The organism is Curtobacterium sp. MCPF17_046 (assembly GCF_003224295.1).
GTDB lineage: Bacteria > Actinomycetota > Actinomycetes > Actinomycetales > Microbacteriaceae > Curtobacterium.
Map to the genome: position 1 here is coordinate 21182 of NZ_QKLB01000013.1, position 23888 is coordinate 45069.

The window sequence follows — 23888 nt, forward strand, 5'->3', positions numbered from 1 at the left end:
ACCGGGACGGCGACGGTGCCGATCCCGGCGAACGGAGACGACGTGCAACCACGCGCCACACGAGCCGGCAGCGCATCCGCGCTGAGCCGGCGGTCGTTCCTGCTCGGGGCGGGCGGCATCGCCAGCGGCCTCGCACTCGCCGGCTGTGCACCGGTCGGGTCGACCGGCTCACGGCCGGAGACGATCAGCTTCTACGTGTCCAAGCCCGAGGTCATCGGGTACTTCGACGACCTCATCGCGCAGTTCCACCAGGCGCAGTCACGGATCCGGGTGGTCCGGGACTCGACGTCGAGCATGTCGGCGAACTTCGTGCGGAACAGCCCGCCGGACCTCGGCTGCTGGAACTACAACTTCTCCGTCGTGCCCTTCGTGGAGCACGGCGCACTCACCGACCTCTCGGACCTGCCCGAGGCCGCGACGATCAACCCCGACCTGTGGCCACTCATGGAGCAGACCGCCGACTACCCGGGCCGCAGGAGCGCGCTGCCGTACTCCGTGACCGCCGCGTCGGTGATCTACGACCGCGCCCTGTTCGCCGAGCAGGGGCTCGACGTCCCGACGACGTGGTCCGAGTTCGCCGCCGTGTGCCGCCGGCTGCAGGAGGCGGGCATCGCACCGGTGTACGGCACGTTCAAGGACAACTGGACGATCGCGCAGGGCATGTTCGACTACAGCATCGGCGGGATGATCGACACCCCGGCGACGTTCGCGGCCCTCCGCGCGGCCGGCACCCGTGTCGGCACGGGATCCGCGCCGTCGTTCGCGGAGGACTTCGCGGCCCCGATGGAACGCATGGCGCAGCTGCGCGAGTGGCACCAGCCCGGTGCGGTCAGCCGCGGGTACGGGGACGGCAACCTGGCCTTCGCGCAGGGGAAGGCCGCGATGTACCTGCAGGGGCCGTGGGCGCTCGGCGAGATCGCCAAGACCACGCCCGACATGGACCTCGGGACGTTCCCGCTGCCCGTGACCGAGGACCCCGCCGACCGGAAGGTGCGGGTCAACGTCGACCTGGCGCTCTGGATCCCGGAGGCCTCGCGCAAGCAGGAGGCGGCGCGGGAGTTCCTGTCGTTCCTCATGACCCCGGCCGTGAACGACCGGTACAACGCGGACAACAACGGGTTCGGGGTCCGGCGAGACGCCCCGCCCGCGTCGAACCCCGCCCTGCGCGGCATGCAGTCGTACTACGACGACGCCGCCTTCTACCTCGGCGCCTCGCAGCTCATCCCCGCCGAGATCCCCGTCGCGAACTACGCGCAGTCGATCGCGTTCGGCGGCGACCCGCAGCGACAACTCCGCACCCTCGACTCCGACTGGGCGCGCCTGGCGCTCCGCTCGGCCGCGTGAAGGAGACGACCATGACCCTCACCACCAAGGCGGACGGCGGCCGCACGCACGGCCGGACCACGAGCCTCCCGGCCGGACGCCGGAGGCGACCGCGGATCGACCCGCTGTTCCTCGCGTTCCTGCTGCCCACCCTCGTCCTGTTCACGCTCGCCATCACGCTCCCCGCCGTGATGGGCATCGTGCTGAGCTTCACGAACTCCGTCGGGTTCGGCGAGTTCCGGTTCATCGGCTTGACGAACTACGTGGCGGTGTTCTCCGACCCGGCGATCCTGCAGGCGTACCTGTTCACGATCGGCTTCTCGCTCGTGACCGTGCTCGTCGTGAACGCCGTCGCGTTCCTGCTCGCGATCGCCCTGACCGCGAAGGTGCGCGGCAAGATCGCGCTGCGGGCGGTGTTCGTGCTGCCGATGGTGATCTCCGGCATCGTCATCGCCTACGTGTTCTCGTTCCTGTTCGCGAACAGCCTGCCGGCGCTCGCCACCACGCTCGGGATCACGCCGCTCGAGCAGAGCATCCTGGCGGACCCGGACCTGGCGTGGATCGCGATCGTCGTGGTCACCGCGTGGCAGGCGATCCCGTCGACCCTGCTCATCTACATCGCCGGGGTGCTGTCGATCCCAGGCGAGGTGTACGAGGCGGCGTCGCTCGACGGTGCCGGTGGGTGGCGCCAGCTGCTCTCGATCACCGTGCCGCTGACGGCCGGGTACATCCTCATCAACCTCGTCATCGGGTTCAAGAACTTCCTGAACTCGTACGACATCATCGTCGGCCTGACCGACGGTGGCCCCGGCACCTCGACGACCAGCGTCGCGATGTCGATCTTCAAGGGCTTCAACGGTGGCGACTACGCCTACCAGATGGCCAACGCGACGATCTTCTTCGTGATCGCCGTCGTGATCGCCGTGATCCAGCTGCGGGCCACCCGCGGGAAGGCAGCGCTCTGATGTCCCTACAAGCACCCCTGCGACCGGGGACGACGGCGACCGGCAGCATCCGTTCGGTGGACGCCGACCGGACCACCGGCAGCCGCGGCGCCGGCCGGCGCGAGCGCGCCAACTGGCCGGTCACGATCGTCCTCGTCCTCTGCGCGCTGTCCGTGCTCGTCCCGCTCTACGTCACGCTGACGATGGCGTTCAAGACCACCGGACAGGCGGTCGACGGCAACGCCTTCTCGCTCCCGGCACCGTTCAGCGTCGACGGGTTCGTGCAGGCGTGGGAGCTCACGGACTTCCCGCGGGCCTTCGGCATCTCCGTGCTCGTCGCGGCGATCACCGTCGCCGGCACGATCCTGCTCGCCTCGTTCACCGCGTACGCCATCGCCCGGAACTGGGACCGTCGGCTGTTCCGCTGGTCGTTCTTCTACCTGCTCGCCGCGATGTTCCTGCCGTTCCCGGTGCTCGCCCTGTCGCAGGTGAAGCTCACCGGTCTGGTCGGGCTCGACAACCCCGTCGGCGTCGCGATCCTGCACGTCATGTTCCAGCTGTCCTTCAGCGTGCTGCTCTTCACGGCCTTCCTGCGCTCGATCCCGGCCGAGCTGGAGGAGAGTGCCCGCATCGACGGTGCGAGCACGGGGCAGGTGTTCTGGCGACTCGTGTTCCCGCTGCTGGCACCGATGAGCGCCACCGTCGGCATCTTCGCGTTCCTCGCGTCCTGGAACGACTTCGTGATGCCGTCGCTGATCACCTCCGACCCCGCGCTGCAGACCCTGCCGGTGCTGCAGCAGATGTTCCAGACCCAGTTCAGCAACAACTACAACGTGTCGTTCGCCTCGTACCTGATGGCCATGGCCCCGGCGATCATCGTCTACCTCATCACGCAGCGGTGGGTCATGGCCGGCGTGACCCAGGGCGCCATCAAGTGACCGACACCCGCCCGACCCCGACCGAAGGAAGCAACCCCATGACCGACGTGCTCGACCCGGCCGTCCAGCCGACGACCCCCGCGACCGACGAGACCTGGTGGCGGCAGGCGAGCGTCTACCAGATCTACCCCCGGTCCTTCGCGGACGCGGACGGTGACGGCATCGGCGACCTCCGCGGGGTCACCGACCGGGTGCCGTACCTGGCGTCCCTCGGCGTCGAGGCCGTCTGGCTCAGCCCCTTCTACCCGTCCGCCCTCGCCGACGGCGGCTACGACGTGGACGACTACCGGGACGTCGACCCGCGGCTCGGGACGCTCGACGACTTCGACGACATGGTCGCGGCGCTGCACGGTGCCGGCATCCGGGTGATCGTCGACGTCGTCCCGAACCACACGAGCGACCGGCACGAGTGGTTCCGCGAGGCGCTCGCGTCCCCGAAGGGCTCCCCCGCCCGGGCACGGTACGTGTTCCGCGACGGCACCGGCCCGTCCGGCACGGACGCCCCCGCCGACTGGGTGTCGATCTTCGGCGGCCCGGCGTGGACCCCTGTCGGTGACGGCCAGTGGTACCTGCACAGCTTCGCGAAGGAGCAGCCGGACCTGGACTGGACGAACCGGGAGGTCCGCGACGACTTCCTCCGGACCCTGCGCTTCTGGTCGGACCGCGGGGTCGACGGGTTCCGCATCGACGTCGCCCACGGACTGGCGAAGGACCTGCCCGCGGGTGACCTGCCGACCTGGGCCGAGGTCACCGCGATGCCGAAGGACGGCACGCACCCGCTCTGGGACCGCGACGAGGTGCACGAGATCTACGCCGAGTGGCGCCGGGTGTTCGAGGAGTACACCCCCGCCCGGACCGCGGTCGCCGAGGCCTGGGTGCCGGCGGACCGGCGTGCCCGCTACGCCAGCGCCGAGGGCCTCGGTCAGGCCTTCAACTTCGACCTGCTCGAGGCGGACTTCGACGCCGGGCAGTTCCGGTCGGTCATCGAGTTCAACCTCGGCCTGGCGGAGCAGTCCGGGTCCTCGACCACGTGGGTGTTCTCGAACCACGACGTCGTCCGGCACGCGACCCGGTACGCGCTGCCCCCGCGCAGCGGCGACGCCGCGCACGCCCCCTCCACCGACAAGCAGGGCAGCGCCTGGCTGCTCGCCGGCGGGTCACAGGACGACCTGGACCGGGGCCTCGGCCTGCGTCGTGCCCGCGCCGCGACGCTCCTCGAGCTCGCGCTCCCCGGCTCCGCGTACCTGTACCAGGGCGAGGAACTCGGCCTGCACGAGGTCGGCGACGTCCCGGACGCCGCCCGCCAGGACCCCGCCTACTTCCGCAACCCCGGCGTCGACGTGGGCCGCGACGGCTGCCGGGTGCCGATCCCGTGGACCCGGACGGGCGAGAGCTTCGGGTTCGGGCCCGGCGGCGCCCACCTGCCCCAGCCGGCCTGGTTCGCGGAGTCGAGCGTCGAGGCCGAGGACGCCGACCCGGACTCCACCCTGAACCTGTACCGCGCGGCGCTCCGGCTGCGCCGCGCGCTGCAGGCCGCGGAGCACCTGGAGTGGGTCGAGACCGGACGCGACGACGTCCTGGCGTTCCGCCGCCCGAACGGGTGGACGAGCGTCACGGTCTTCGGTGAGGAGCCGTTCCGGCTGCCCGAGGGCGAGCTGCTGCTCGCCAGCGCGCCGGTGACGGACGGTGTGCTGGCGGGCGTCGGGACCGCCTGGCTGCGTCCCTGACGGGACGGCACGACCGGACCGGGAGACGGACGGGAGGCCCGGTGCGCGACGCGTGCCGGGCCTCCCGTCCGTCCGGGGTCGCCCCGACGCCCGGACCCGTCAGACGGGCTCGGTAGGGTCGGCACGTCGAGAGGAGGCCGCGTGGCCGGAGCAGCCGTCACCGTGCGTGACTTCGTCATGCGGTTCGGGGACCGGACCGTGGTCGACGGTCTCACCTTCGACATCGCTCCCGGCGAGACGTTCGGGCTGCTCGGCAGCAACGGCTCGGGCAAGACCACGACGATCCGCGCTCTCCTCGGCATCACGGCTCCCACCTCCGGCACGCTGACCATCGACGGTGGGGCGTACCGACCGGCCACCGGCGGCATCGGGTACCTGCCCGAGGAGCGTGGGCTCTACCGCAAGGAGACCGTCATCGACGTGATGACGTACTTCGCAGCGCTCCGCGGCATGCCCCGGGGTCCGGCGACGCGGTGGTCGACCGAGTACCTGGAGCGCGTCGGGCTCGCGGACAAGGCGAAGGTCCGGATCGACAAGCTCTCCGGCGGCCAGCAGCAGAAGGTGCAGCTCGGCATCACGATCATGGACCGCCCGCGGCTGCTCATCCTCGACGAGCCGACGAAGGGTCTCGACCCGGTGAACCGACGGCTGCTGCTCGACCTCGTGGCCGAGCGGAAGGCCGACGGCGCGACCGTCGTCCTCGTCACGCACCAGATGGACGAGGTCGAACGGCTCTGCGACCGGATCCTCCTCCTCAAGGACGGCGTCGCCGCCGCGTACGGCACCATCCCCGAGGTGCAGGACGCGTTCGGCGGGGCGGTCGCGCAGGTCGGGCTGACCGGCTCCGTGCCCGCGTCGGACCTGTACCGGCTCGCCCGGCACGAGGGGCACGTCGCCCACCTGGTGCCCACCGCGGCCTCGGCCCGCGACGGGTCCGACATCCTCGCCGAGCTCGTCGGGGCCGGCGTGCACGTCACCGCGTTCGCGATGCGCCGCATCCCCCTCGAGGAGATCTTCGTGCAGCTGTACGGCCACGACGCGGCGACCGACGCCGCCCCGGTCGGAGCAGCACGGTGAGCCGCCTCGGCACCGTCGTCCGGTTCGAGTTCGTGCGGGCGGTGAAGAAGCCCGCGTTCTGGATCGGCACGCTCGCGCTCCCCCTCGTCGTCATCGTCGTCTCGCTGCTCGTCGGCATCGGGCAGGCGGCCGGCACCGACTCGGCGGTCTCGAGCGGCTCCGCGGCGAGGACGCCCTTCCACTACGTCGACCACTCCGGACTGGTCTCGGAACCGATCGCCGCGAGGTGGGGCGGGTCGCCGTCCGAGGACCCGGCGGCCGACCGCGCGGCGGTGCGGACCGGACACCTCGACGCCTTCATCGAGTTCCCCGCGAAGCCGTCCACGTCCCCGGTCACCGTCCTCGGGGCCGACCGCGGGCTGTTCGCGAACAACGGCTACTCGGCGCTCGCGCAACGGGTGCTCGAACAGAGCGTCGCCGCCGGGGTCGACGACGCCGAGGCCGTCCGCATCCTCCGGTCACCACCGACCACCGACGTCACGACCTACGCCGACGGTCGTGTCGCGCCGGGCTGGCTGTCGGTCGTGCCGCCGCTGCTCTACGTCGCCGCGTTCTTCGGGCTCGTGGTCCTGCTCGCCGCCCGGATGGTGACCGTCGTGGTGGAGGAGAAGGAGAACCGGATCTCCGAGATGATCCTGACGACCGTCACGGCCGGCACGCTCATCCGCGGCAAGGTCCTCGCGATGCTCCTGGTCGGACTCGTGCAGGTCGGGGTGTTCCTGGTACCGGGCCTGCTCTCGCTGGCCGTGGTCCTGCCGCTCGTCGCGGGACGGGTCGGCGCCCTCGCGGTCGACCCGTGGCGGATGGTGGCCGGGGCGCTCCTCCTGGTCGGCGGGGTGCTGCTGGCGTCCGCACTGTTCGTCGCCGTCGGCGCGTCGGTCCCCACGATCAAGGACGCCTCCACGCTGCAGTCCGCGGCGCTCTTCGCGGTGATCATCCCGCTGTACGCCGCGTTCTTCGTCACGACGACCCCCGCGTCGCCGATCGCCGCGTTCTTCACGTACTTCCCGACGTTCACCCCGGTGACGGCGATGGTGCGGAACGCGGTCGGCTCGCTCTCCGTCCTCGAGACGGTGGTGTGCATCGTCGAGGTGTTCGTCGTCGCGGGTCTGCTGCTCTGGTTCGCCGAGTACCTGTTCCGGCACTCGGTCGCGCAGTACGGGTCGAAGGTGACGCTGCAGCAGATCGCCGGGTGGCGCCGGACGCGCACGCTGCCGCGCTCCCGCTGACGGGAGGCCCCAGGCGGGCGAGCAGCACGCCTGCCGTCGGTGGGTCAGCCGACGGTGACCGGTGCCGCCGACGGCCTGCCGCGCTGCTGCATCCAGACGAAGAAGCCGGCCAGCGTGAACGCGCCGTAGACGACGTACATGAGGCCCGAGGCGTAGTACCCGGCCGAGAACAGCAGGGGCACGCCGACCAGGTCGACGGCCACCCAGATGAGCCAGAACTCCACCCACCCCTTCGCCATGCCGTAGGTGGCGAGGAGGGACCCGACGAAGATCCAGGCGTCGCTCCACACCGGCTCGTAGGACCCCAGGGCGCGGAACACCGGGGTCAGCAGGGCCGTGCCGCCGACCAGGCCGACGACGAGCAGTGCGCGGGACCGCCAGGAGGCCCAGTGCGGCTCGAGCACGGTCGCGGTGTCGTCGGCCCGGTGGGTCCAGCGGTACCAGCCGTACACGCTGACCAGGATGAACATCACCTGCCGACCGGCCTGGCCGAGCAGGTTGACGGGGTTGGGCGTGTCGAAGAGCGCCCCCATGAAGACCGTGAAGAGGAGGGCGTTGCCGGCGATCCCGACGGGCCAGGCCCAGACCCGGCGTCGCATGCCACCCAGGGCGCTGAGCAACCCGAACGCGTTGCCGATGACCTCGCGCCACAGCACCGTCTGGTCGCCGATGACGAGTTGTGCGTCGAACAACCACCGCACGAAGCCCATGTGACCCTCCTCGATCCGGTCGATGCAACTGCAAGGATCCGGTGTGCATTCCGGGGCCGACGCGCGCGGCAGGAGCTCCGCCCCCGAACTGGGGCCGATGCAAACGCATAGTGCCCTGTCCGCAGTATGGGGGACCGGGTAGGTTCGACCACAGGACGACCGAGCCCGAGTTTCCCTCACTCCTTGGCACCGGCCGTCCTCCGGCACCGGTCAGCCGCGCCCCCTGCATGCAGGGGTCGATGACAGCCGTCCCGTCGGGCTCTCCCGAAGTCCATGACGCCAACAGCGCTGCCCGCGCAGGAACGGAAGAACCATGCACAAGATCGTGACCGGCACCATCGCGAGCGCCGCCGGCGTCGCCCTCCTCCTCGGCGGAGCGGGTTCCTTCGCCCTGTGGAACGCGCAGGCCAGCAGTGCCGCGACCGGGGTGAGCTCCGGCACCTTCACCCTGACGGCGGACGACGACGGCTCCTGGACCGACATCACGAACGGGAGGTCCGCGTCCATCGACCCGACGCAGGTGCTCATGGTCCCGGGCAACACCTACCGCTTCACGCAGACCCTCGTGGTCGGCGCGACCGGCACGGACCTCCGCGCCCTCCTCACCTACGCGCCGCAGAGCATCACCGGTGACCAGGAGCTCATCGACGCGAGCACCCAGCACCTGGAGGTCACCTCGACGAGCACCGCGCTCCGCAGGACCTCCGACACGGCCTTCGAGGTCACGCCGTCCCAGGCCCGGTCGACCGTGCAGGTCGTCTTCACGATCAGCCTGCCCGAGTCCGCGACCACCGGCCAGGGCGGCACCGTGGACGTCGGCGCGCTCGCGTTCACGCTCACCCAGACCGCCATCGGTTCCTGACGCACCGACGCCGCCGGGAACGGACGGCGACCCGGACACGGCGGACGGCGGGCCCCTGACCCGCCCGTCGTCCGTCGCACCACGAGGACCGCGACGTCCAGGGGGACGACCATGACGAGGACCACACCGACGACGGGACGCCACCGCGCGCCCCGTCGTCGGCGCTGGGTCTGGACCCTCGGGATCGCTCTCGCCGCCGCCGTGAGCGCTGCTGTCATGGGCAGTGGCAGCACCTACGCCCTGTGGAACAGCTCCGCCGAGACCGACGCGGTCACGATCCGGTCGGGCACGGCGACCCTCGCCGTCACGGCGATGCGCGTCACGGACGCGGCACCGCTCGCGCCGGGGACGAGCACGACGGGGACGTTCACCGTCCGGAACACCGGCACCGTCCCGCTCTCCATCCGGCTCGCGCTGACCGGGGCGAAGGTGGCCTACGTCCCCTCCGTCCCCGACGCCGCCGTGCTCGACGAGCTCACCGTGCGTCTCGCCGCGGTCGCGCGGGCGTCCGACTGCCGGGCCGGGCTCGGCGGCTACAGTGCCCGCCCGACCGCGTTCGACACCGGGAGCGGCTACTACACGCTGCCGGTCGGGGTCACGGGCACGGCCTGCGTCGAGGTGGTCCTCGACGCAGACGCGCCGCAGACCGTCTCCGGTGCCGTGACCGACTTCACCCTGACGGTCACGGGGACGCAGGTGGCAGGGTGAACGGCCGCCTCCGGGTCCTGCTCGCCGTGGTGCTCGTCGCCGCATTCGTCGGCGGTGGCTCCTCCGTCGCCTGGGCGCTCTGGACCGCGACCGGGACCACCGCGTCGAGCGTCACGAACGGCAAGGTGGTCGCGGGCATCACGGGCACCGAGGCCATCACGACCACCTTCACCTCCGCGGACCCGACCGTCACCCGCCCCGTCACCCTGCGGAACACCGGGAACATCGCGGGCACGACCGCGACGCGCGTCCTGGTCGCCGCCGGGTCGGTCGCCCTCGCCCAGGCCGTCGACGTCGTGGCGTGGCCCGTCCCGTCGGCCGACGGGTGCACCGCGACCGGGGACGTCGGCAGCGGTGCCGTCCGAGGGACCTGGGCCGCGCTCCCGAGCCTGGTGTCCCACCTCGGGCCGCGGGCCGATGCCGTGTGGTGCATCCGGTCGACTGTCCGGGCCGACGCACCCCCGCAGGCGACCACGGACGTGCACCTCGAACTGACGACGGCGAACGGGAGTTGGGTGTCCGCCACCGTCTCGGGCGGCCTGTACCTCAACACCGGCAACGGCCTCCCCGCGTTCACCTGCACGGACCACGACGGCAACTACGTCGACGTGGCCTGGGCCCGCGGTACCCGGTCGGACGCCACCTACTACGCCGCCTACGTGGGCGAGAAGCGGGTCGGCGCGTCCGACCAGGGCTACCACGGAACCCTCCAGATCGCTCCGGAGGACCTCCCGCCGGGCACCCCCGCCGGGCCCGTGACGATGGACGTCCGCGTCCTCGACGACGCCGGGCAGCCGACCGACGACATCGCCGGTTCCGGGCCGGTGACCCTGTTCACGCAGCAGGACGGCCCCGCCATCCGGTGCGGCGCATGACCGCGATCAGCAGCGGCACCCGGTCCGGAGGCGCGACCCGGCCCCGCCACGCCGCCCGCCCCGCCGTCCGTCGTGTCCCGACCGGCTTCCCGGCACTCCTCCGCGCGGTCGGACTCGGTCTGAGCACCGGGCTGGTCCTGCTCGTGGCGGCGCTGGCCGTCGTGCTCGTCGTGCTCCCGAAGGCCACCGGCTCGGTGCCGCTCTCCGTCCTGACACAGTCGATGGAGCCGACCCTGCCGCCGGGGACGCTCGTCGTCGTCCGTCCGGTCGCACCCGAGGACATCCGGGTCGGGGACGTCGTCACCTACCAGCTCGTCTCCGGGCGGCCCGAGGTGGTCACGCACCGGGTCGTCGCGATCGGTGCGTCCTCGGACGGCTCCCGGACGTTCGTGTTCCGCGGCGACGCGAACGCCGAGGCCGACGCCGACCCCGTGATCCCGGCGCAGGTCCGCGGCGAGGTCTGGTACAGCGTGCCCGGGCTCGGCGCGGTCAACCAGGTGGTGAACGGGTCCCGGACCTGGCTGCTGCCGACGCTCGCCGGCCTGCTGCTCGCCTACGGCGTCGTCATGATCACCATCGGCACGTTGTCCGCCGTGCGCCGCCGTCGGCGCCGGGCGGAACGTCGTCGGGCGGGCCGTGACCACGTCGCCCGCGACGGTCAGACGGCGGAGACGGCCTCCCGCGCCGGGTGACCGGCCTCCGCGAGTGCGGCCTGCGCGTCCCGGAAGGACGAGTACGGCACGTGCGCGCCGCGGACGTCCCGGTAGTCGGTCAGCCCCGGACCGGCCCAGTACACGACACCGTCCTCCCCCACCGCGGCGAGGGCGTGGCGGATCGCCTGCGCCGGGTCCGCCAGTTCCACGACTGTGGCAGTCCCCCCGGACCGCCGGGCACCGTCGAGGACCGCGGCCCGGATGCCGTCCGGGTCCTCGAACCGCGGGTGGTGGTCCGCGACGACCACGAGGTCCGCCATCGTCGCCGCGACCGCACCCATCGGACCGCGCTTGCTCGGGTCGCGGTCGCCGTCCGCGCCGAGGACGATCGCCACGGGGCCGCTGGCGAACGCACGGATCGCCGCGAGGCTCTTCGCGAACGCGTCCGGGGTGTGCGCGAAGTCGACGAACACGCGCGGACCCGTCGCACTCGACGCATCGGCCATCCGCCCCGGCACGACGACGTCGAGCCCGCCGTCGACCGCCGCGACCAGGTCGTCCGCGGGGACACCGCCGGCGCGGAGCATCGCGACCGCCAACCCGACGTTCGCCGCCATGTGCCGACCGAGCAACGGCACCTCGGTGCTCACGTGCACGCCCGGGCCGTCGATCCGGAAGCGGGTGCCGTCGGGGCGTTGTTCCAGGACCGTGACCCGCCAGTCCGCGGACGTGCCCGGGTCGCTCGTGACCGTCTCGACCGGGATCCCGCTCGCCCGGACGACGGCGCGACCGGCGGCCGAGTCGAGCGACACGACGCCGCGTCCGGCCCGGTCGGGCTGGAACAGCTGCACCTTCGCGCGGAGGTAGTCGTCCATGTCCACGTAGTCGTCGAGGTGGTCGTGGCTGAGGTTCGTGAACCCGGCGACGTCGAACCACACGCCGTCGACGCGGTGGCGCGTGAGCCCCTGTGCGCTGACCTCGACCGCGGCTCCGTCGACGCGGCGTTCACGGGCACGCGCGAGGAACGCGTGGAGTTCCGTGGCCTCCGGCGTCGTCAACCGGCTGGCGACGACCTCGTCGGCGATGCGGCGCTCTGCGGTGGAGGTCATGGCGGTGGTCCACCCGAGGCGCTGCATGACCGCGTCGAGGACCGACACGGTCGACGTCTTGCCGTTGGTCCCGGTGACACCGAACAGCGGGAACCCGAGGTCGGCGGTGCCCGACACCACCCGGGCGACCGCACCGAGGACCGCGCGCGGGTCCGGGACGACGACGGTCGGCAGCCCCGCGAGCGCGGCGTCACGCGCCCCGGCGTCGTCCGTGAGGACCGCGACCGCTCCGGCGGCACGGGCCGCGTCGACGTGCCGGGAGCCGTGGCCACGACGACCCGGCACCGCGACGAAGAGCCAGCCGGGCAGGAGGTCCGCGGTGGCGACCGCTGCGCCCGTGACGACGGTCCGTGCGACTGCCCCGGTCAGCGGTCCCGCGCCGGCCGCCGCGGCGACGTCGGCGAGCGCGACCGGCCGGGAGCGCTGGGGGTCGAAGGCGTGCGGCACGGTGTCCTCCTCGGCAGGAGCGATGGTCGTCGGGGTCGACGAGCATCGGTGCGACGGACGTCGTGGTGGCGGTGGCCAGGGTGCCGACCGCCCGGTCGCGTCGTCGGTGACGCAGCTGCGGCGACAGGTCGGGATCAGACCGGACCACCAGTGAACCCCAGCGAACCGAGCGCGACCACAGCTGCTCGTACCCCGACCTCTCGACCATCCCGCCGCGTCTAGGCTCTGGCGGGTGAGGGACGGGGTGGAACGGGCGCGGGTGCTGCTCGCCGGGGCGGCGGACCGACTCGGTGCGGCCGGTACCCGGGACGAGGCGCTCGGGGAGTACGTCGAGCCGAAGCCGGTGCTCGGGATCCGACGCGACCCGACGATCCGCTCGCTCGGCCGGGTCTGGCGCGTCGGGGCGCTGCTGCTCGGCTCCTCGCCCGAGACGGCTGGGCGGGTGTGGTCGACCGGGTCCATCACCCGGGTCACCGAGGCCGGCCGCGCGCAGTTCGTGTCCGTGTCCGCCGAGGTCCGCCGTGCCTACCGGGCAGCCGCGGCGAAGGGGCACTTCGCCCCCGGCGACACCGTGAACCACGGCGCGACGCCGATCCCCCTCGACGACTCCCTGGTCGACGGCAACGGCACGCTGTTCGTCCGCGACGGCACCCCCCGGGTCCGCTGGTCGGCGACGGCGGGCACCGACGTGCCGCTCGCCGACTACCTCGACGACCGCGTCGCCCTGCTCGTCGACCCACCCCGCGGCGCGACCGACTAGCAACCGATCCCCGTACCGTCCCCGACGCCACCGGGACCGGGACCGCGACCGGGTCGTCGCCCAGGAGGCCGCCCGCCGGATGCCCTGACGACCGCCACCGGACGCCGGTAGGGTCGGCCACGTGGGATCGATCAACGACGCGTCCGCCGACCGCTACGAGCTCCGGGAGTTCCACCCGGGGACCGACGACCAGGGAGCACCGGACAGCAGGACGAAGCCGTGGATGGACGCCGTCGGCCTCGGCTTCCACGAGCCGACCGAGACCGACGAAGCGGCAGCCCGCATGGCGGCGCACATGATCGCCGACCAGGAGACCTTCCTCGGGGTGTACGTCCGACAGCCAGCGCCGGGGTCGGTCGACGAGACCTGGCCCGCTGGCACGTTCACGTGGTTCCGGAAGGCGCTCAGCTGGGGTGACGGGACCGCGATCGACACGCAGGCGGTGTCCGCGGTGACCGTCCGCCCGACCGAGCGTCGGCGCGGGATCCTCCGGCGGATGATGACGCACGCGCTCGAGCGCGGTGTCGCCGAGGGGTACGCGATGGCGTCCCTCACGGCGTCCGAGGGCACGATCTACCGCCGCTTCGGGTTCGGCTGCGCCATCCGCGAGCGTGCGGTCCGTGTCCGCCGCGCCCGCGCGCTCCCCTTCCTCGCCCCGACCACCGGCACGGTCGCGGTGGTCCCGCCGCAGTGGCTCGCGGACGGCGTCGGCCAGGAGGTCTTCGCCCGGTTCCACGCCCGCACACCGGGCTCGATGGTCCGCAACACCGGCACGTGGCCGATCGTGTTCGGGGAGATCGGCCGCGACGGCCAGAAGGCGAAGGACGTCCGCGCCGCCGTGCACCGCACCGACGGCTCGGACGAGGTCGACGGCTACGTCACCTGGCGCGTCGTCGAGGGCAAGACCGGTGAGGACACCCGCGTCGAGGTCGTCGACCTGGTCTACGTGACCGACGAGGCCTACCTGTCGCTGTGGGAGTTCCTGCTCTCGATCGACCTGAACGACGTGGTCGTCTACGACCGCTCGCGTCTGGACGACCCCATCGTCGCAGCCGTCGCCGACAACCGCGCGTTCGACGTCGACCACGAGGAGGACCACGTCTGGCTCCGCGTCCTGGACGTCGCCGCCGTGCTCGAGTCCCGCCCGTACGCGGTCGACGGATCGCTCACGCTCGCCGTCACGGATGCGCTCGGCCACGCGTCCGGCACGTACCGGCTCGACGTCCGGGAGGCCCGTGGCACCGTCACCCGGCTGGCCGACGACGCCGACGCGGCCGGCTCCGACATCGGGCTGGACGTCGCCGACCTCGGAGCGGTGCTCATCGGGTCGGTCTCGCCGCAGACCCTGGCGGCCGCCGGGCTGCTGCTCGCCGCCGACGAGGCCGCCCCGACCCTGCTGCGGTCGATGCTGACCCCGCCGCGCACGCCGCACGGGATCACGTACTTCTGAGGCCGGCCTGGTCCGTCGGGGCGCACGCCGACGACGGACCAGGGGGGCGACCTCCAGACCGGCTCAGCGGTCGAAGAAGTCGCCGATCCCCGGCCACTGGAAGCCCTCGCCGAGGTTCCCGACCTGGTCGCCGAGCCCGCCGAGTGCCTGCTCGCCCTGTGCGGCGACACCCTCGACGCCACCGCCGAGGTCACCGAGCCCACCGCTCACGGTGTCGCCCAGGCCGGACGCGACGCCCTCGAAGTCGACGCCGAGGTCAGCGGCCTGCGCGAGCACCGGTCCCGCTGCCGCGCTGAGGACCGCGCCGCCCGCGACCGCCACCGCGAGTCCGCCGACCGCGAGTGCTCCGCCACCGATCAAAGTGCCGGCGAGGACCTTCCGCATCGTCCCCGGACGGCTCGTCTCGCCCCGGGTCGCGGCCCTCGCCAAGCCGGCCGGGGACGCATCGGTCGACCGGTCGTGCTGCGGGACCTCGGCGTTGAGTCGCTGGAGCACCTGCTGTCGCTGCTCCGGGGTCAGGCGAGCGAACGCGTCGTGGTGCGCCTGCTCCAGACGCTCGGGGTCCGCGGTCTTCAGCAGGTAGTCGTACTTCGCGATCGCCACGCGGTCGGCATCGGTCGAGGGCGTGCGTGCGGGTCGCCCCTCGGTCGGCTGCCCGTACGACTGCTGTCCGGTCGGCCGCTGCGGCTGCCGCGCGGAGTCGTGCCCGCTCCGGTCGTCACCGGTCAACCTGTCCGCGGCCGTCCGGACCAGGCCGCGCCAGTCGGTGCCACCCGATCGACCGGGCTGCCGGTACTGCTGCATGCCGCCCGGCTGCTGCGCACCGCCCTGGTTCCCGGCACCGGGCTGGCCGGAGCGCTTCTGGAGTTGCTTGTCGATGACCTTCGAGGCCATGCCGAGGATGCGGTTCAGGTTCGCCATACCTGACCTTTGCGTCCTCACATGTGCGCACGCGGCAGTGCTCCGGTGCGCTGCCGGTGCACTCCCCCGGCATCCCCTGTGAGCGGCGGCGACGCAGCGGCAACGCGCAACTGGAATACGTGTATCAGGCCGTTAGGCTGAACGGCGAGCGCGCGACCGCCGGAGCGCGTTCAGGGCGGACGAGTGAAGCCCGGGACTGGGCAAACAGTCCCGGGCTTCGGTTCGCTCTCCGAGTGGAGGGCCAGGGGAAGACACCGTTCCCCGAGTTCAGCACTCGGGAAGAGTGTAGCCGAGCCCGCTCGGCGGCACACCCCTGGCTCACGCTCCTCGTGTCCGCCGGCGATGACACCAGGAGGTACTCGATGTCGCAAGACACCGAACGCCGGCCCAGGCGTCAGGTCCCGTGGTTGGGGATCGCGAGTTTGCTCGTGACTCTCGCCCGGTTCCTGCTCGACCTGCGCCGCACGGGCCAGTGACACGGGCGCCCCGCGCCGCATCCAGCGGTGCGGGGCGCTCCGGTCCACGGCGCCGCGCGCGTCAGCCGAGCACGCGGTCCAGGAACGGGTTGCGGAACCGGCCCTGCGGGTCGAGGTCCCGCGCGAGTGCCGCGAACGCCCCGAGCTGCGGGTAGACCTGGTGCAGCCGCTCCGGCGTCGCCGCGGTGACCTTCCCCCAGTGCGGACGGGGAGCGAAGGGCGCGAGGGCGTTCTCGATGAGGGGCAGCGCGACGGCCACGTCCTCGGTCTGGCGGCGGAAGGTGAAGTGGAACGCGACCGAGTCCTGTCCCGAGCTCGGCGCGAGCCACGCGTCGTCCGCCGCGATGCGCCGGATCTCGGAGACGAAGAGGACGGGTGCGATGGCCTCGCCGATCTCGCGCAGGGCCTGGATCGCGGGGACGGCGTCCGTGGCGGCGACCATGTACTCCGCCTGGATCTCCTCGCCGGCGGACGGCGTGAACGACGACCGGAAGTGCGGGAGCCGCTCGTGCCAGGGTCCGGGCACGCCGCCCTGTTCGGTGACGCCCGCGGTCTCGCTGCCCGGTACGGGGTGGATCGGTTCGGCGCCGGCGACGGCCCCGAGCGCGGCGAGGTCGATGACCGCGTCGTCCCGGTCCTCGCGCCGCTTCGTCCAGATCTGGCGGACGCCGTCGGCGGTGTACCCGGTGAACATGCTGACGCTGTACGCGGCCGACATGATCTGCTCGAACTGCGCGTCGACGACGTCCCACCCGAGGCCGGTGTGCACCGTCTGGGCGACGCGGTAGCTCGGTTCGACGGCGAGGTGCACCGCGACGACGACGCCGAGTGCGCCGAGCGCGACCCGGTGCGCGTCGAGCCGGGGGTCGTCCGCGGCGACGAGCTCGACCTCCCCGGAGGCCCGCACGATCTCGACCCCGACGACCGACTGCGCCAGCGAGGCGTTGCCGACACCCGAGCCGTGGGTGCCCGTCGCGACGGCACCGGCGACGGAGATGTGCGGCAGGGAGGCGAGGTTCGCGAGTGCCCAGCCACGGGCCTCCAGGGCGACGGCCACCTGGGCGTGCGTGAGGCCGGCGGCGACGCGCGCCACGCGCCGCTCGCCGTCCACGTCGAGTTCGGGCGGGAGGCCCGTGAGCGTCACCTGCACCGCGTCGGTGTCGGCGATGGTGTTGAACGAGTGCCGCGACCCGAGCGCCGTCAGGCGCGGGGTGGTGGCGACCAGCCGCTGGAGTTCGTCGAGGCTCGTCGGTTCCGCCAGGTGGCTCGCCGAGTAGGTGACGTTCCCCGCCCAGTTGGTGCGGGTGTGGGCTGCGGTGGTGGTGTCGTCGTCGATCACGTCGCTCATCGTAGGCCTCCCGACCGGCTCAGAAGCCCCGGTCGAGCCGGTGCCAGGTCTGCTGCGTGCGGACCTCGTCGCGGAAGCCGCGCAGCGTGGTGTGCTCGTCGATGACCAGGAACTCGGTGCCGATCATCGTCGCGAGGTCCTCGACCACCTGGATGCCGACGGCGGTCGTCATCACGGTGTGGTGCGCGGCGCCGGCGGTGAGCCAGGCCTCGGCGGACACCGGGAACGACGGCTGCGGCTCCCAGACGGCACGGCCGACGGGCAGGTTCGGCAGCGCCGCGGTGGGCGCTACGACCTCGACGACGTTCGCGGTGAGGCGGAAGCCGTCGCGCGTGTCCGACAGCGCGGCGACCACGGCGGGTCCGGCGTCGGCGGTGAAGACCAGGCGCACCGGGTCGTCCTTGCCGCCGATGCCGAGCGGGTGGATCTCGAGCGTCGGGGTGGACGACGTCAGCGTGGGCGAGACCTCGAGCATGTGCGCGCCGAGGATCTTCTCCGCGCCCGGGGTGAGGTCGTACGTGTAGTCCTCCATGAGGCTCGCGCCACCCGGGAGACCGGCGCCGGCGACGTTCATCGCGCGGACGAGGACGGCGGTCTTCCAGTCGCCCTCGGCGCCGAACCCGTACCCGTCGGCCATGAGCCGCTGGACGGCGAGGCCGGGCAGCTGCTTGAGCGCGCCGAGGTCCTCGAAGTTCGTGGTGAACGCGGCGGAGTCGTTCTCGGCGAGCAGGGCGCGGAGGCCGAGCTCGATCGCGGCGCCGTCGCGCAGGGACTGGCGACGGGCGCCGCCGTCCTGCAGCTCGGCGACGAGGTCGTAGGCGCTGTCGTACTCCGCGACGAGCGCGTCGACGGCGGCGGTGTCGGCCGTCGCGGTCTCGACGGCCGCGACGAGGTCGTTGACACCCCAGGTGTTGACCTGGACGCCGAGCTCGATCTCGGCCTCGGTCTTGTCGCCCTCGGTCACGGCGACGTAGCGCATGTTGTCGCCGAAGCGCGTCAGCTTGAGCTGGCGGATCGCGGCGGCACCGGCGGCGGCACGGGACCAGTCGGACACCCGCTGCTGCACGCGCGGGTCGGACACGTGACCGACGGCGGTGGCGTGCCGGACGCCCATGCGGGCCAGCGCGTACCCGAACTCGCGGTCGCCGTGCGCGGCCTGGTTGAGGTTCATGAAGTCGAAGTCGATGTCCGCCCACGGCAGCGCGACGTTCGCCTGCGTGTGCAGGTGCAGCAGCGGCTTGGTCAGGGCGTTGAGGCCGCTGATCCACATCTTCGCGGGGCTGAACGTGTGCATCCACGTCGTGACGCCGATGACCTTGTCGTCCGCGCTCGCCTCGATGAGGGCGCGGCGGATGCCGTCGGCGTCCTTGAGCACCGGCTTCCACACGAGCGTCACCGGGACGTGCGGCGCGAGCTCGGCGTGCACGGCGCGGCTCTGCTCCTCGACCTGGCGGAGGGTCTCCTCGCCGTACAGGCCCTGGGACCCGGTGAGGAACCACACCTCGTAGCCGTCGAGCGTGGCCTGGGGGTCGACGGGGGTGTCCTGCGTCATCGCATGGCTCCTTCGGGGTTCTGTCCGTAGACGTTCTGGTACCGGTCGAACAACCGGTCGATGTTCTCGGGGGCGATCGGGACGAGCTCGCCGCCCTGCTTCGCGATGTGCACGGTGCGGGCGACGTCCTCGCACATCACCGCGGCCTTGACGGCGTCCTTCGCGTCCTTGCCGATCGTGAAGACGCCGTGGTTCTGCATCAGCACCGCACGGGAGCGGTGTCCGGACAGGGTCTCCACGATGCCGCGGCCGATGGTGTCGTCGCCGATGATCGCGAACGGGCCGACCGGGATCGGTCCGCCGAACTCGTCCGCCATCGCGGTGATGACGCAGGGGATCTCCTCGGCGCGGGCGGCCCAGGCGGTGGCGTACGTCGAGTGCGTGTGCACGACGCCGTTCACCTCCGGCATGTTCCGGTACACGTAGGCGTGCGCGGCGGTGTCGCTCGACGGGCCGTGCTCGTTGCCCCAGCCCTCGGCCGGGACGCCGTCGAGGGTGCAGACGACCTGGTTCTCCGGGGCGAGGTCCTCGCTGACGACGCCGCTCGGCTTGATGACGAAGAGGTCGGTGCCAGGGACGCGCTCGGAGACGTTGCCGCCGGTCCAGATGACCAGGCCGTAGCGCACGAGTTCGCCGTGCAGGCGGGCCACGCGCTCGCGCGCTGCGGCCACGGCCGCCCGGGTGGTGTCGTCGGTCATCAGTTCACGTCCTGTTCCTGCTGGGGGTCGGTGTCGGTGTCGGTCTGGAGGCCCGGCTCGCCCGCCTCCGTCGGCACGCCGCCGCGGGTGGTCGCGCCCGGCACCTCGGCCGCGATCGCCTGGATCGGCAGCGCGGCGCGGAAGCGGTCGAGGTACGCGGTGAAGCCGGCGACGTCGCGGTCGTCGGGCTCGACGACGTTCGTCGCGGCGGACCCGAAGACCGTGGTGTCGAGGTACTCGGCGAGGGAGCTGTCGGCGGCGTGCTCGAGGTAGGCGGCCAGGACGGCGATGCCCCACGCCCCGCCCTCGCTCGCGGTGGCCTCGAGGGCGACCGGCACGCGGAGGGCCGCGGCGAGCTGGCGCTGTGGCAGCCCGGGGGTCCGGAAGAGCCCGCCGTGCGCGGTCATCCGGTCGACGGCGACGCCCTCGCCGTGCAGGACCTCCATGCCGATCGCGAGCGTCGCGAACGCGCCCATGAGCTCCGCGCGGACGAGGTTGCCGAGCGTGAAGCGGGCGTCGGGCGCGCGGAGGAGCAGCGGGCGACCGTCCTCGACACCGGTGACGGGCTCGCCGGCCAGGTAGTTCACCGCGAGCAGTCCGCCGGCGTCGGTGTCGGCGTCCGCCGCCTCGTCGAGGAGCGTGCGGAACACGGTGTCGGTGTCGACGGGGGTACCGGCGGCCTCGGCGAAACGGCCGAAGACCCGGGCCCAGCTGCCGATCTCGCTCGCACCGTTGTTGCAGTGCACCATCGCGACGGCGTCACCCGCGGGGGTCGTGACGACGTCGAGCTCCTCGTGCGGAGTCGACAGCGGCCGCTCGAGGACGACCATCGCGAAGATGCTCGTGCCGACGCTGACGTTGCCGGTGCGCTGGGCGACGGCGTTCGTGGCGACCATGCCGGTGCCGGCGTCGCCCTCCGGCGGGCAGAGCGGAGCACCGGGCTGCAGCGTCCCGGTCGCGTCGAGCCACGCCGCGCCCTCGGGGGTGAGCGTGCCGGCGTCCTGGCCGGCGACGAGCACCTCGGGCAGCAGCGCCCGGAGGTCGGGGACACCGATGAGGTCCTGTGCGGCGCTGAGCATCGCGGCGTCGTAGTCCTGCGTCGCCGGGTCGATCGGGAACACCCCGGAGGCGTCGCCGACCCCGAGCACGTCCCGGCCCGTCAGGCGGCGGTGCACGTACCCGGCGAGGGTCGTGATGCCGTCGATGTGCGCGACGTGCTGCTCGTCGTCGAGGACGGCTTGGTACAGGTGCGCGACCGACCAGCGGAGCGGGATGTTGAACCCGAGCGCGTCGCTGAGCGCGGCGGCGGCGGGGCCCGTCGAGGTGTTGCGCCAGGTGCGGAAGGGGACGAGGAGGTCGCCCGCTGCGTCGAACGGCAGGTAGCCGTGCATCATGGCCGAGACGCCGACCGCGCGGAAGGCCGTCGGGACGGAGCCGTGCTGCTCCTGCACGTCCGCCACCAGCGCGGCGTACGCGGCACGGACACCGGTCTCGACGGCTGCCAGCGGGTAGGTCCAGCGTCCGTCGACGAACTCGTTCTCCCACTCGTGCGAACCGGAGGCGATGACCGTCAGGTCCTCCCCCACCAGACACGCCTTGATGCGGGTCGAACCGAGTTCGATGCCGAGGGTCGTGCGGCCGTCCGCGATCTCGCGGGTCCGGTCGTCGCTCATGGGGGCCTCCTGCTCTCGCCGTCGAGTGAGCGCTCACACCGTAGCGCGTGAGCGCTCACGCGGACAACTCGTCGGCCGTGTCGGCGGGACGGCGACGGCGACCGACGGGCAGCACGACGAGCCCTCGGGGTTGCACTTGCAAGTGCAACCCCGTACCGTCGATCCCGACGGAAGAGCCAGGTCCACGAATCAGGAACCGGAGACACGATGACACCCGCGAAGGCGCTCGCCACGAAGGAGGACCTCGCTGCAGACCCGACGGTCCGGCGCGATGCCGTGCGGGTCGTCGGGGACGCCGGTGACCGCGTGGTCACGGCCGCACTCCTGGAGCTGGACGACGGGACGACCCTGCCCGTGCCACCAGCCCTGACCGGGGCCCTGGTGACGTTCCTGCACGCCGCGGCTGACGGGGCCGAAGTCGGCATCCGGACCGTCACCGCGGACCTGACGACGACCGGGGCAGCACAGCTGCTCGGAGTGTCCCGCCCGACGCTGATGAAGCTCGTCGACCGCGGGGACCTCCCCGCCCGCAAGGTCGGCAGTCACACCCGACTCCGTCGCGACGACGTCCTCGCACTCCGCGAACGTCGGCGGCAGGCTCGGGTCGCCGCCGCGGCCGAACTCCTCGCAGCGGGCGAAGCCTTCGACTGAGATGTGACATGGCAGCGGTACCCTGGTCCGATGCCGAAGCGCGTGTTCGTCGATGCCAACGTGTGGGTGAGCAGGACCCTCCGTGACTGGGTGTGCCTGCTGCGCGCCGAGATCCCGTCGATGTTCCAACTCCACACCACGGAGGACGTCCTCGCGGAGACGATCGCGCGGCTCCGGGAACTCCACCCGCAGCGAGACGGAGGCGCCACGACGCGGCTGCGGGCCGCGATCATCGCGAGCATCGACGAGCTCGTCGACGACTTCCCGGGTGGAACCCCCTGGAGCGGCGCGGACCCGAAGGACCAGCACGTCCACGCCGCGGCGGTGGCGGCGCACGCGGACGTCCTGCTCACCGAGGACCGGGGGTTCCACGACCTCGATGACCTGCCGTACGAGGTCCTGAGGTGCGACGAGTTCTTCCTGATCGTCGACGATGCCGTGTCGTGGCACGTCCGGGGCACGGTTCGACGGATGAACCAGTACTGGTCCGCGCGACCGGCACGGCACGCAGGTCTGGCGACGGCTCTCGAGCGCGCCGGCTGTCCGGGCTTCGCCCTCCGGGTGGATCGCCACCTGCGGGCGTGCAGCGGTCTCGCGATCGAACGGTCGGGAGACACGCGCCGAAGCTGATCCCCCGTCAGGACGAGCGCCGCACCACCAGCTCCGGCTGCAGCAGCGCCTCGTCGTGCTGGCCCCCCTCGAGCAGCGCCCGGGCCGAGGCGAGCACGCGCTCCCCCATCGCCTGGAAGTCCTGGCGCACGGTGGTCAGCGGCGGGGTGAAGTGCGCCGCCTCCGGGATGTCGTCGAAGCCCACGACGGCGATGTCGTCGGGGACACGCAGCCCCTCCTCGGCGAAGGCGTGCAGGACGCCGAGCGCCATCTGGTCGTTCCCCGCGAAGACCGCGTCGACCGCCGTCACGTCCAGGGACCGCCCGGCCGCGAACCCGCTCGCCGGGGTCCAGTCGCCGTCGAGCACGACCGGGGTCAGACCGCGGGAGCGCATGGTCCGCTCGTAGGTGGCACGGCGCACCTCGCCCTCCTGCGAGACGCCCGGCCCGGCGATGTGCACGATCCGTCGGTGCCCCCGGTCGAACAGGTGCTGCAGCGCCATGGTCGTGCCGGCGGCCTGGTCGATGGCGACGGCCGAGACGGTGGCGCCGCCGCTGCCGGGCACGACCAGGTCGGTCGGCACGGCGTCCCGCTGCACGGCGTTCGCGACGACGACGGGCACCGTCACGGCCATCGTCAACGAGCCGAGGGCGTCGAGCACGCGGTTGTCCGCGGCGACGAGCACCACGGCGGCGACGTCCTGGGCGAGCAGCGTCGTGAGCGCCTCGGACAGGTCGACCGGCCGGGGGTCGTCGGGCAGCGTCGACAGGAGCACGTGGTACCCGGCGGTGCGCGCGGCCCGCTCGAACCCGATCGCGGTGCTCGACGGTCCGTACAGCGCGTCCCCCGCGCTCACCAGGCCGAGTGCACGGCTCCGTCCGCCGGCCAGGGCCCGGGCAGCGGCGCGCGGACGGTAGCCGAGCTCCCCGATCGCGGTCGTCACCCGCGACCGGAAGCCGTCCCGGACCGTCGGGTCCCCGTTGATCACGCGGCTCACGGTCTGGTGCGAGACGCCCGCGCGCTCGGCGACGTCGAAGATCGTCGGGGCCTTGCGGGGCCTGCCGTTCGGCGTCGTCGTCGTGCTCACCCGGTCACCGTACCGCGGCGTCTGTCCGGGGCGGCGCATACCGATCCGGTCACGACGAGTT

Annotated in this window: 22 protein-coding genes; 14 read left to right on the forward strand and 8 right to left on the reverse strand. The window is 72.6% G+C overall.

Features of this window, described 5'->3' with window-relative positions; all coding sequences use genetic code 11:
* Positions 1-42 precede the first annotated feature (42 nt).
* The 6 genes from DEJ32_RS11845 (at position 43) to DEJ32_RS11870 (ending at position 7238) form a co-directional block, all read left to right on the forward strand.
* Positions 43-1344 (forward strand): ABC transporter substrate-binding protein, encoded by a 1302-nt coding sequence (locus DEJ32_RS11845; RefSeq protein WP_110901469.1) that lies wholly within the window; start codon positions 43-45, stop codon positions 1342-1344.
* Between the two features lie 11 nt (positions 1345-1355).
* The gene (locus tag DEJ32_RS11850) at positions 1356-2288 is read left to right on the forward strand and encodes a carbohydrate ABC transporter permease (protein ID WP_181419553.1); all 933 of its coding nucleotides are present in this window, start codon (positions 1356-1358) and stop codon (positions 2286-2288) included.
* Positions 2288-3205 (forward strand): carbohydrate ABC transporter permease, encoded by a 918-nt coding sequence (locus DEJ32_RS11855; protein ID WP_181420368.1) that lies wholly within the window; start codon positions 2288-2290, stop codon positions 3203-3205. The genes DEJ32_RS11850 and DEJ32_RS11855 overlap by 1 nt, the downstream gene beginning before the upstream one ends.
* 38 nt (positions 3206-3243) lie before the next feature.
* A complete protein-coding gene (locus DEJ32_RS11860; protein WP_110901419.1) occupies positions 3244-4932 on the forward strand; it encodes a glycoside hydrolase family 13 protein in 1689 nt (562 codons plus the stop codon).
* Between the two features lie 177 nt (positions 4933-5109).
* Entirely contained in the window at positions 5110-6009 is a 900-nt protein-coding gene (locus DEJ32_RS11865; RefSeq protein ID WP_110890203.1) for an ABC transporter ATP-binding protein, read from the forward strand.
* The gene (locus DEJ32_RS11870) at positions 6006-7238 is read left to right on the forward strand and encodes an ABC transporter permease (RefSeq protein WP_110824762.1); all 1233 of its coding nucleotides are present in this window, start codon (positions 6006-6008) and stop codon (positions 7236-7238) included. Before DEJ32_RS11865 ends, DEJ32_RS11870 begins: the two co-directional genes overlap by 4 nt.
* A gap of 44 nt (positions 7239-7282) precedes the next feature.
* Here DEJ32_RS11870 and pnuC read toward each other — a convergent pair whose 3' ends face one another.
* The gene (gene pnuC, locus DEJ32_RS11875) at positions 7283-7948 is read right to left on the reverse strand and encodes a nicotinamide riboside transporter PnuC (protein ID WP_110901420.1); all 666 of its coding nucleotides are present in this window, start codon (positions 7946-7948) and stop codon (positions 7283-7285) included.
* A 313-nt stretch (positions 7949-8261) separates the two neighbouring features.
* On the opposite strand from pnuC, the gene DEJ32_RS11880 reads away from it, so the two are divergent.
* From DEJ32_RS11880 to DEJ32_RS11895, 4 genes are all read left to right on the forward strand, one after another.
* Positions 8262-8810 carry an alternate-type signal peptide domain-containing protein gene (locus DEJ32_RS11880; protein WP_110824764.1) on the forward strand — a complete coding sequence of 183 codons (549 nt, stop codon included), beginning with the start codon at positions 8262-8264 and terminating at the stop codon, positions 8808-8810.
* Between the two features lie 111 nt (positions 8811-8921).
* Positions 8922-9518, forward strand: a complete 597-nt coding sequence (locus tag DEJ32_RS11885) for a TasA family protein (RefSeq protein WP_110901421.1) — start codon at positions 8922-8924, stop codon at positions 9516-9518.
* The gene (locus DEJ32_RS11890; protein WP_110901422.1) at positions 9515-10393 is read left to right on the forward strand and encodes a hypothetical protein; all 879 of its coding nucleotides are present in this window, start codon (positions 9515-9517) and stop codon (positions 10391-10393) included. Before DEJ32_RS11885 ends, DEJ32_RS11890 begins: the two co-directional genes overlap by 4 nt.
* Positions 10390-11085, forward strand: a complete 696-nt coding sequence (locus DEJ32_RS11895) for a signal peptidase I (RefSeq protein WP_110901470.1) — start codon at positions 10390-10392, stop codon at positions 11083-11085. Before DEJ32_RS11890 ends, DEJ32_RS11895 begins: the two co-directional genes overlap by 4 nt.
* Here DEJ32_RS11895 and DEJ32_RS11900 read toward each other — a convergent pair.
* A complete protein-coding gene (locus tag DEJ32_RS11900) occupies positions 11052-12602 on the reverse strand; it encodes a Mur ligase family protein (protein ID WP_110901423.1) in 1551 nt (516 codons plus the stop codon). The two genes, DEJ32_RS11895 and DEJ32_RS11900, sit on opposite strands and share 34 nt — an antisense overlap.
* Positions 12603-12834: 232 nt before the next feature.
* Between DEJ32_RS11900 and DEJ32_RS11905 the strand changes: the two genes are divergently transcribed.
* Together DEJ32_RS11905 and DEJ32_RS11910 are read left to right on the forward strand one after the other, a co-directional pair.
* A complete protein-coding gene (locus tag DEJ32_RS11905; RefSeq protein ID WP_110901424.1) occupies positions 12835-13362 on the forward strand; it encodes a hypothetical protein in 528 nt (175 codons plus the stop codon).
* Between the two features lie 121 nt (positions 13363-13483).
* The gene (locus DEJ32_RS11910; RefSeq protein WP_110901425.1) at positions 13484-14812 is read left to right on the forward strand and encodes a GNAT family N-acetyltransferase; all 1329 of its coding nucleotides are present in this window, start codon (positions 13484-13486) and stop codon (positions 14810-14812) included.
* Positions 14813-14875: 63 nt separating this feature from the next.
* Here DEJ32_RS11910 and DEJ32_RS11915 read toward each other — a convergent pair whose 3' ends face one another.
* From DEJ32_RS11915 to DEJ32_RS11940, 5 genes are all read right to left on the reverse strand, one after another.
* Complete coding sequence (locus DEJ32_RS11915; protein ID WP_110901426.1) at positions 14876-15733, reverse strand: cation-transporting ATPase; 858 nt, start codon at positions 15731-15733, stop codon at positions 14876-14878.
* A gap of 537 nt (positions 15734-16270) precedes the next feature.
* On the reverse strand, positions 16271-17548 hold the full coding sequence (locus DEJ32_RS11925) for an FAD-binding protein (protein ID WP_258369039.1): 1278 nt from the start codon (positions 17546-17548) through the stop codon (positions 16271-16273).
* A 28-nt stretch (positions 17549-17576) separates the two neighbouring features.
* A complete protein-coding gene (araA, locus tag DEJ32_RS11930; protein ID WP_110901428.1) occupies positions 17577-19109 on the reverse strand; it encodes an L-arabinose isomerase in 1533 nt (510 codons plus the stop codon).
* The gene (locus DEJ32_RS11935) at positions 19106-19807 is read right to left on the reverse strand and encodes an L-ribulose-5-phosphate 4-epimerase (RefSeq protein WP_110901429.1); all 702 of its coding nucleotides are present in this window, start codon (positions 19805-19807) and stop codon (positions 19106-19108) included. The genes araA and DEJ32_RS11935 overlap by 4 nt, the downstream gene beginning before the upstream one ends.
* A complete protein-coding gene (locus DEJ32_RS11940; protein ID WP_110901430.1) occupies positions 19807-21480 on the reverse strand; it encodes a xylulokinase in 1674 nt (557 codons plus the stop codon). Before DEJ32_RS11940 ends, DEJ32_RS11935 begins: the two co-directional genes overlap by 1 nt.
* Before the next feature lie 207 nt (positions 21481-21687).
* On the opposite strand from DEJ32_RS11940, the gene DEJ32_RS11945 reads away from it, so the two are divergent.
* Both DEJ32_RS11945 and DEJ32_RS11950 read left to right on the forward strand, forming a co-directional pair.
* A complete protein-coding gene (locus tag DEJ32_RS11945; RefSeq protein ID WP_110901431.1) occupies positions 21688-22131 on the forward strand; it encodes a helix-turn-helix domain-containing protein in 444 nt (147 codons plus the stop codon).
* A 30-nt stretch (positions 22132-22161) separates the two neighbouring features.
* Positions 22162-22761 (forward strand): PIN domain-containing protein, encoded by a 600-nt coding sequence (locus tag DEJ32_RS11950; protein WP_110901432.1) that lies wholly within the window; start codon positions 22162-22164, stop codon positions 22759-22761.
* A gap of 7 nt (positions 22762-22768) precedes the next feature.
* On the opposite strand, the gene DEJ32_RS11955 is transcribed toward DEJ32_RS11950, so the two are convergent.
* Entirely contained in the window at positions 22769-23827 is a 1059-nt protein-coding gene (locus DEJ32_RS11955) for a substrate-binding domain-containing protein (RefSeq protein ID WP_181420666.1), read from the reverse strand.
* Between the last annotated feature and the right edge of the window lie 61 nt (positions 23828-23888).

Coding starts and splice junctions, on each gene's coding strand:
- DEJ32_RS11880 (WP_110824764.1), top strand. CDS start 8,262: ATGCACAAGATCGTGACCGGCACCATCGCGAGCGCCGCCGGCGTCGCC.
- DEJ32_RS11950 (WP_110901432.1), top strand. CDS start 22,162: ATGCCGAAGCGCGTGTTCGTCGATGCCAACGTGTGGGTGAGCAGGACC.
- DEJ32_RS11865 (WP_110890203.1), top strand. CDS start 5,110: ATGCGGTTCGGGGACCGGACCGTGGTCGACGGTCTCACCTTCGACATC.
- DEJ32_RS11885 (WP_110901421.1), top strand. CDS start 8,922: ATGACGAGGACCACACCGACGACGGGACGCCACCGCGCGCCCCGTCGT.
- araA (WP_110901428.1), bottom strand. CDS start 19,109: ATGACGCAGGACACCCCCGTCGACCCCCAGGCCACGCTCGACGGCTAC.
- DEJ32_RS11940 (WP_110901430.1), bottom strand. CDS start 21,480: ATGAGCGACGACCGGACCCGCGAGATCGCGGACGGCCGCACGACCCTC.
- DEJ32_RS11850 (WP_181419553.1), top strand. CDS start 1,356: ATGACCCTCACCACCAAGGCGGACGGCGGCCGCACGCACGGCCGGACC.
- pnuC (WP_110901420.1), bottom strand. CDS start 7,948: ATGGGCTTCGTGCGGTGGTTGTTCGACGCACAACTCGTCATCGGCGAC.
- DEJ32_RS11860 (WP_110901419.1), top strand. CDS start 3,244: ATGACCGACGTGCTCGACCCGGCCGTCCAGCCGACGACCCCCGCGACC.
- DEJ32_RS11935 (WP_110901429.1), bottom strand. CDS start 19,807: ATGACCGACGACACCACCCGGGCGGCCGTGGCCGCAGCGCGCGAGCGC.
- DEJ32_RS11915 (WP_110901426.1), bottom strand. CDS start 15,733: ATGGCGAACCTGAACCGCATCCTCGGCATGGCCTCGAAGGTCATCGAC.
- DEJ32_RS11945 (WP_110901431.1), top strand. CDS start 21,688: ATGACACCCGCGAAGGCGCTCGCCACGAAGGAGGACCTCGCTGCAGAC.
- DEJ32_RS11855 (WP_181420368.1), top strand. CDS start 2,288: ATGTCCCTACAAGCACCCCTGCGACCGGGGACGACGGCGACCGGCAGC.
- DEJ32_RS11895 (WP_110901470.1), top strand. CDS start 10,390: ATGACCGCGATCAGCAGCGGCACCCGGTCCGGAGGCGCGACCCGGCCC.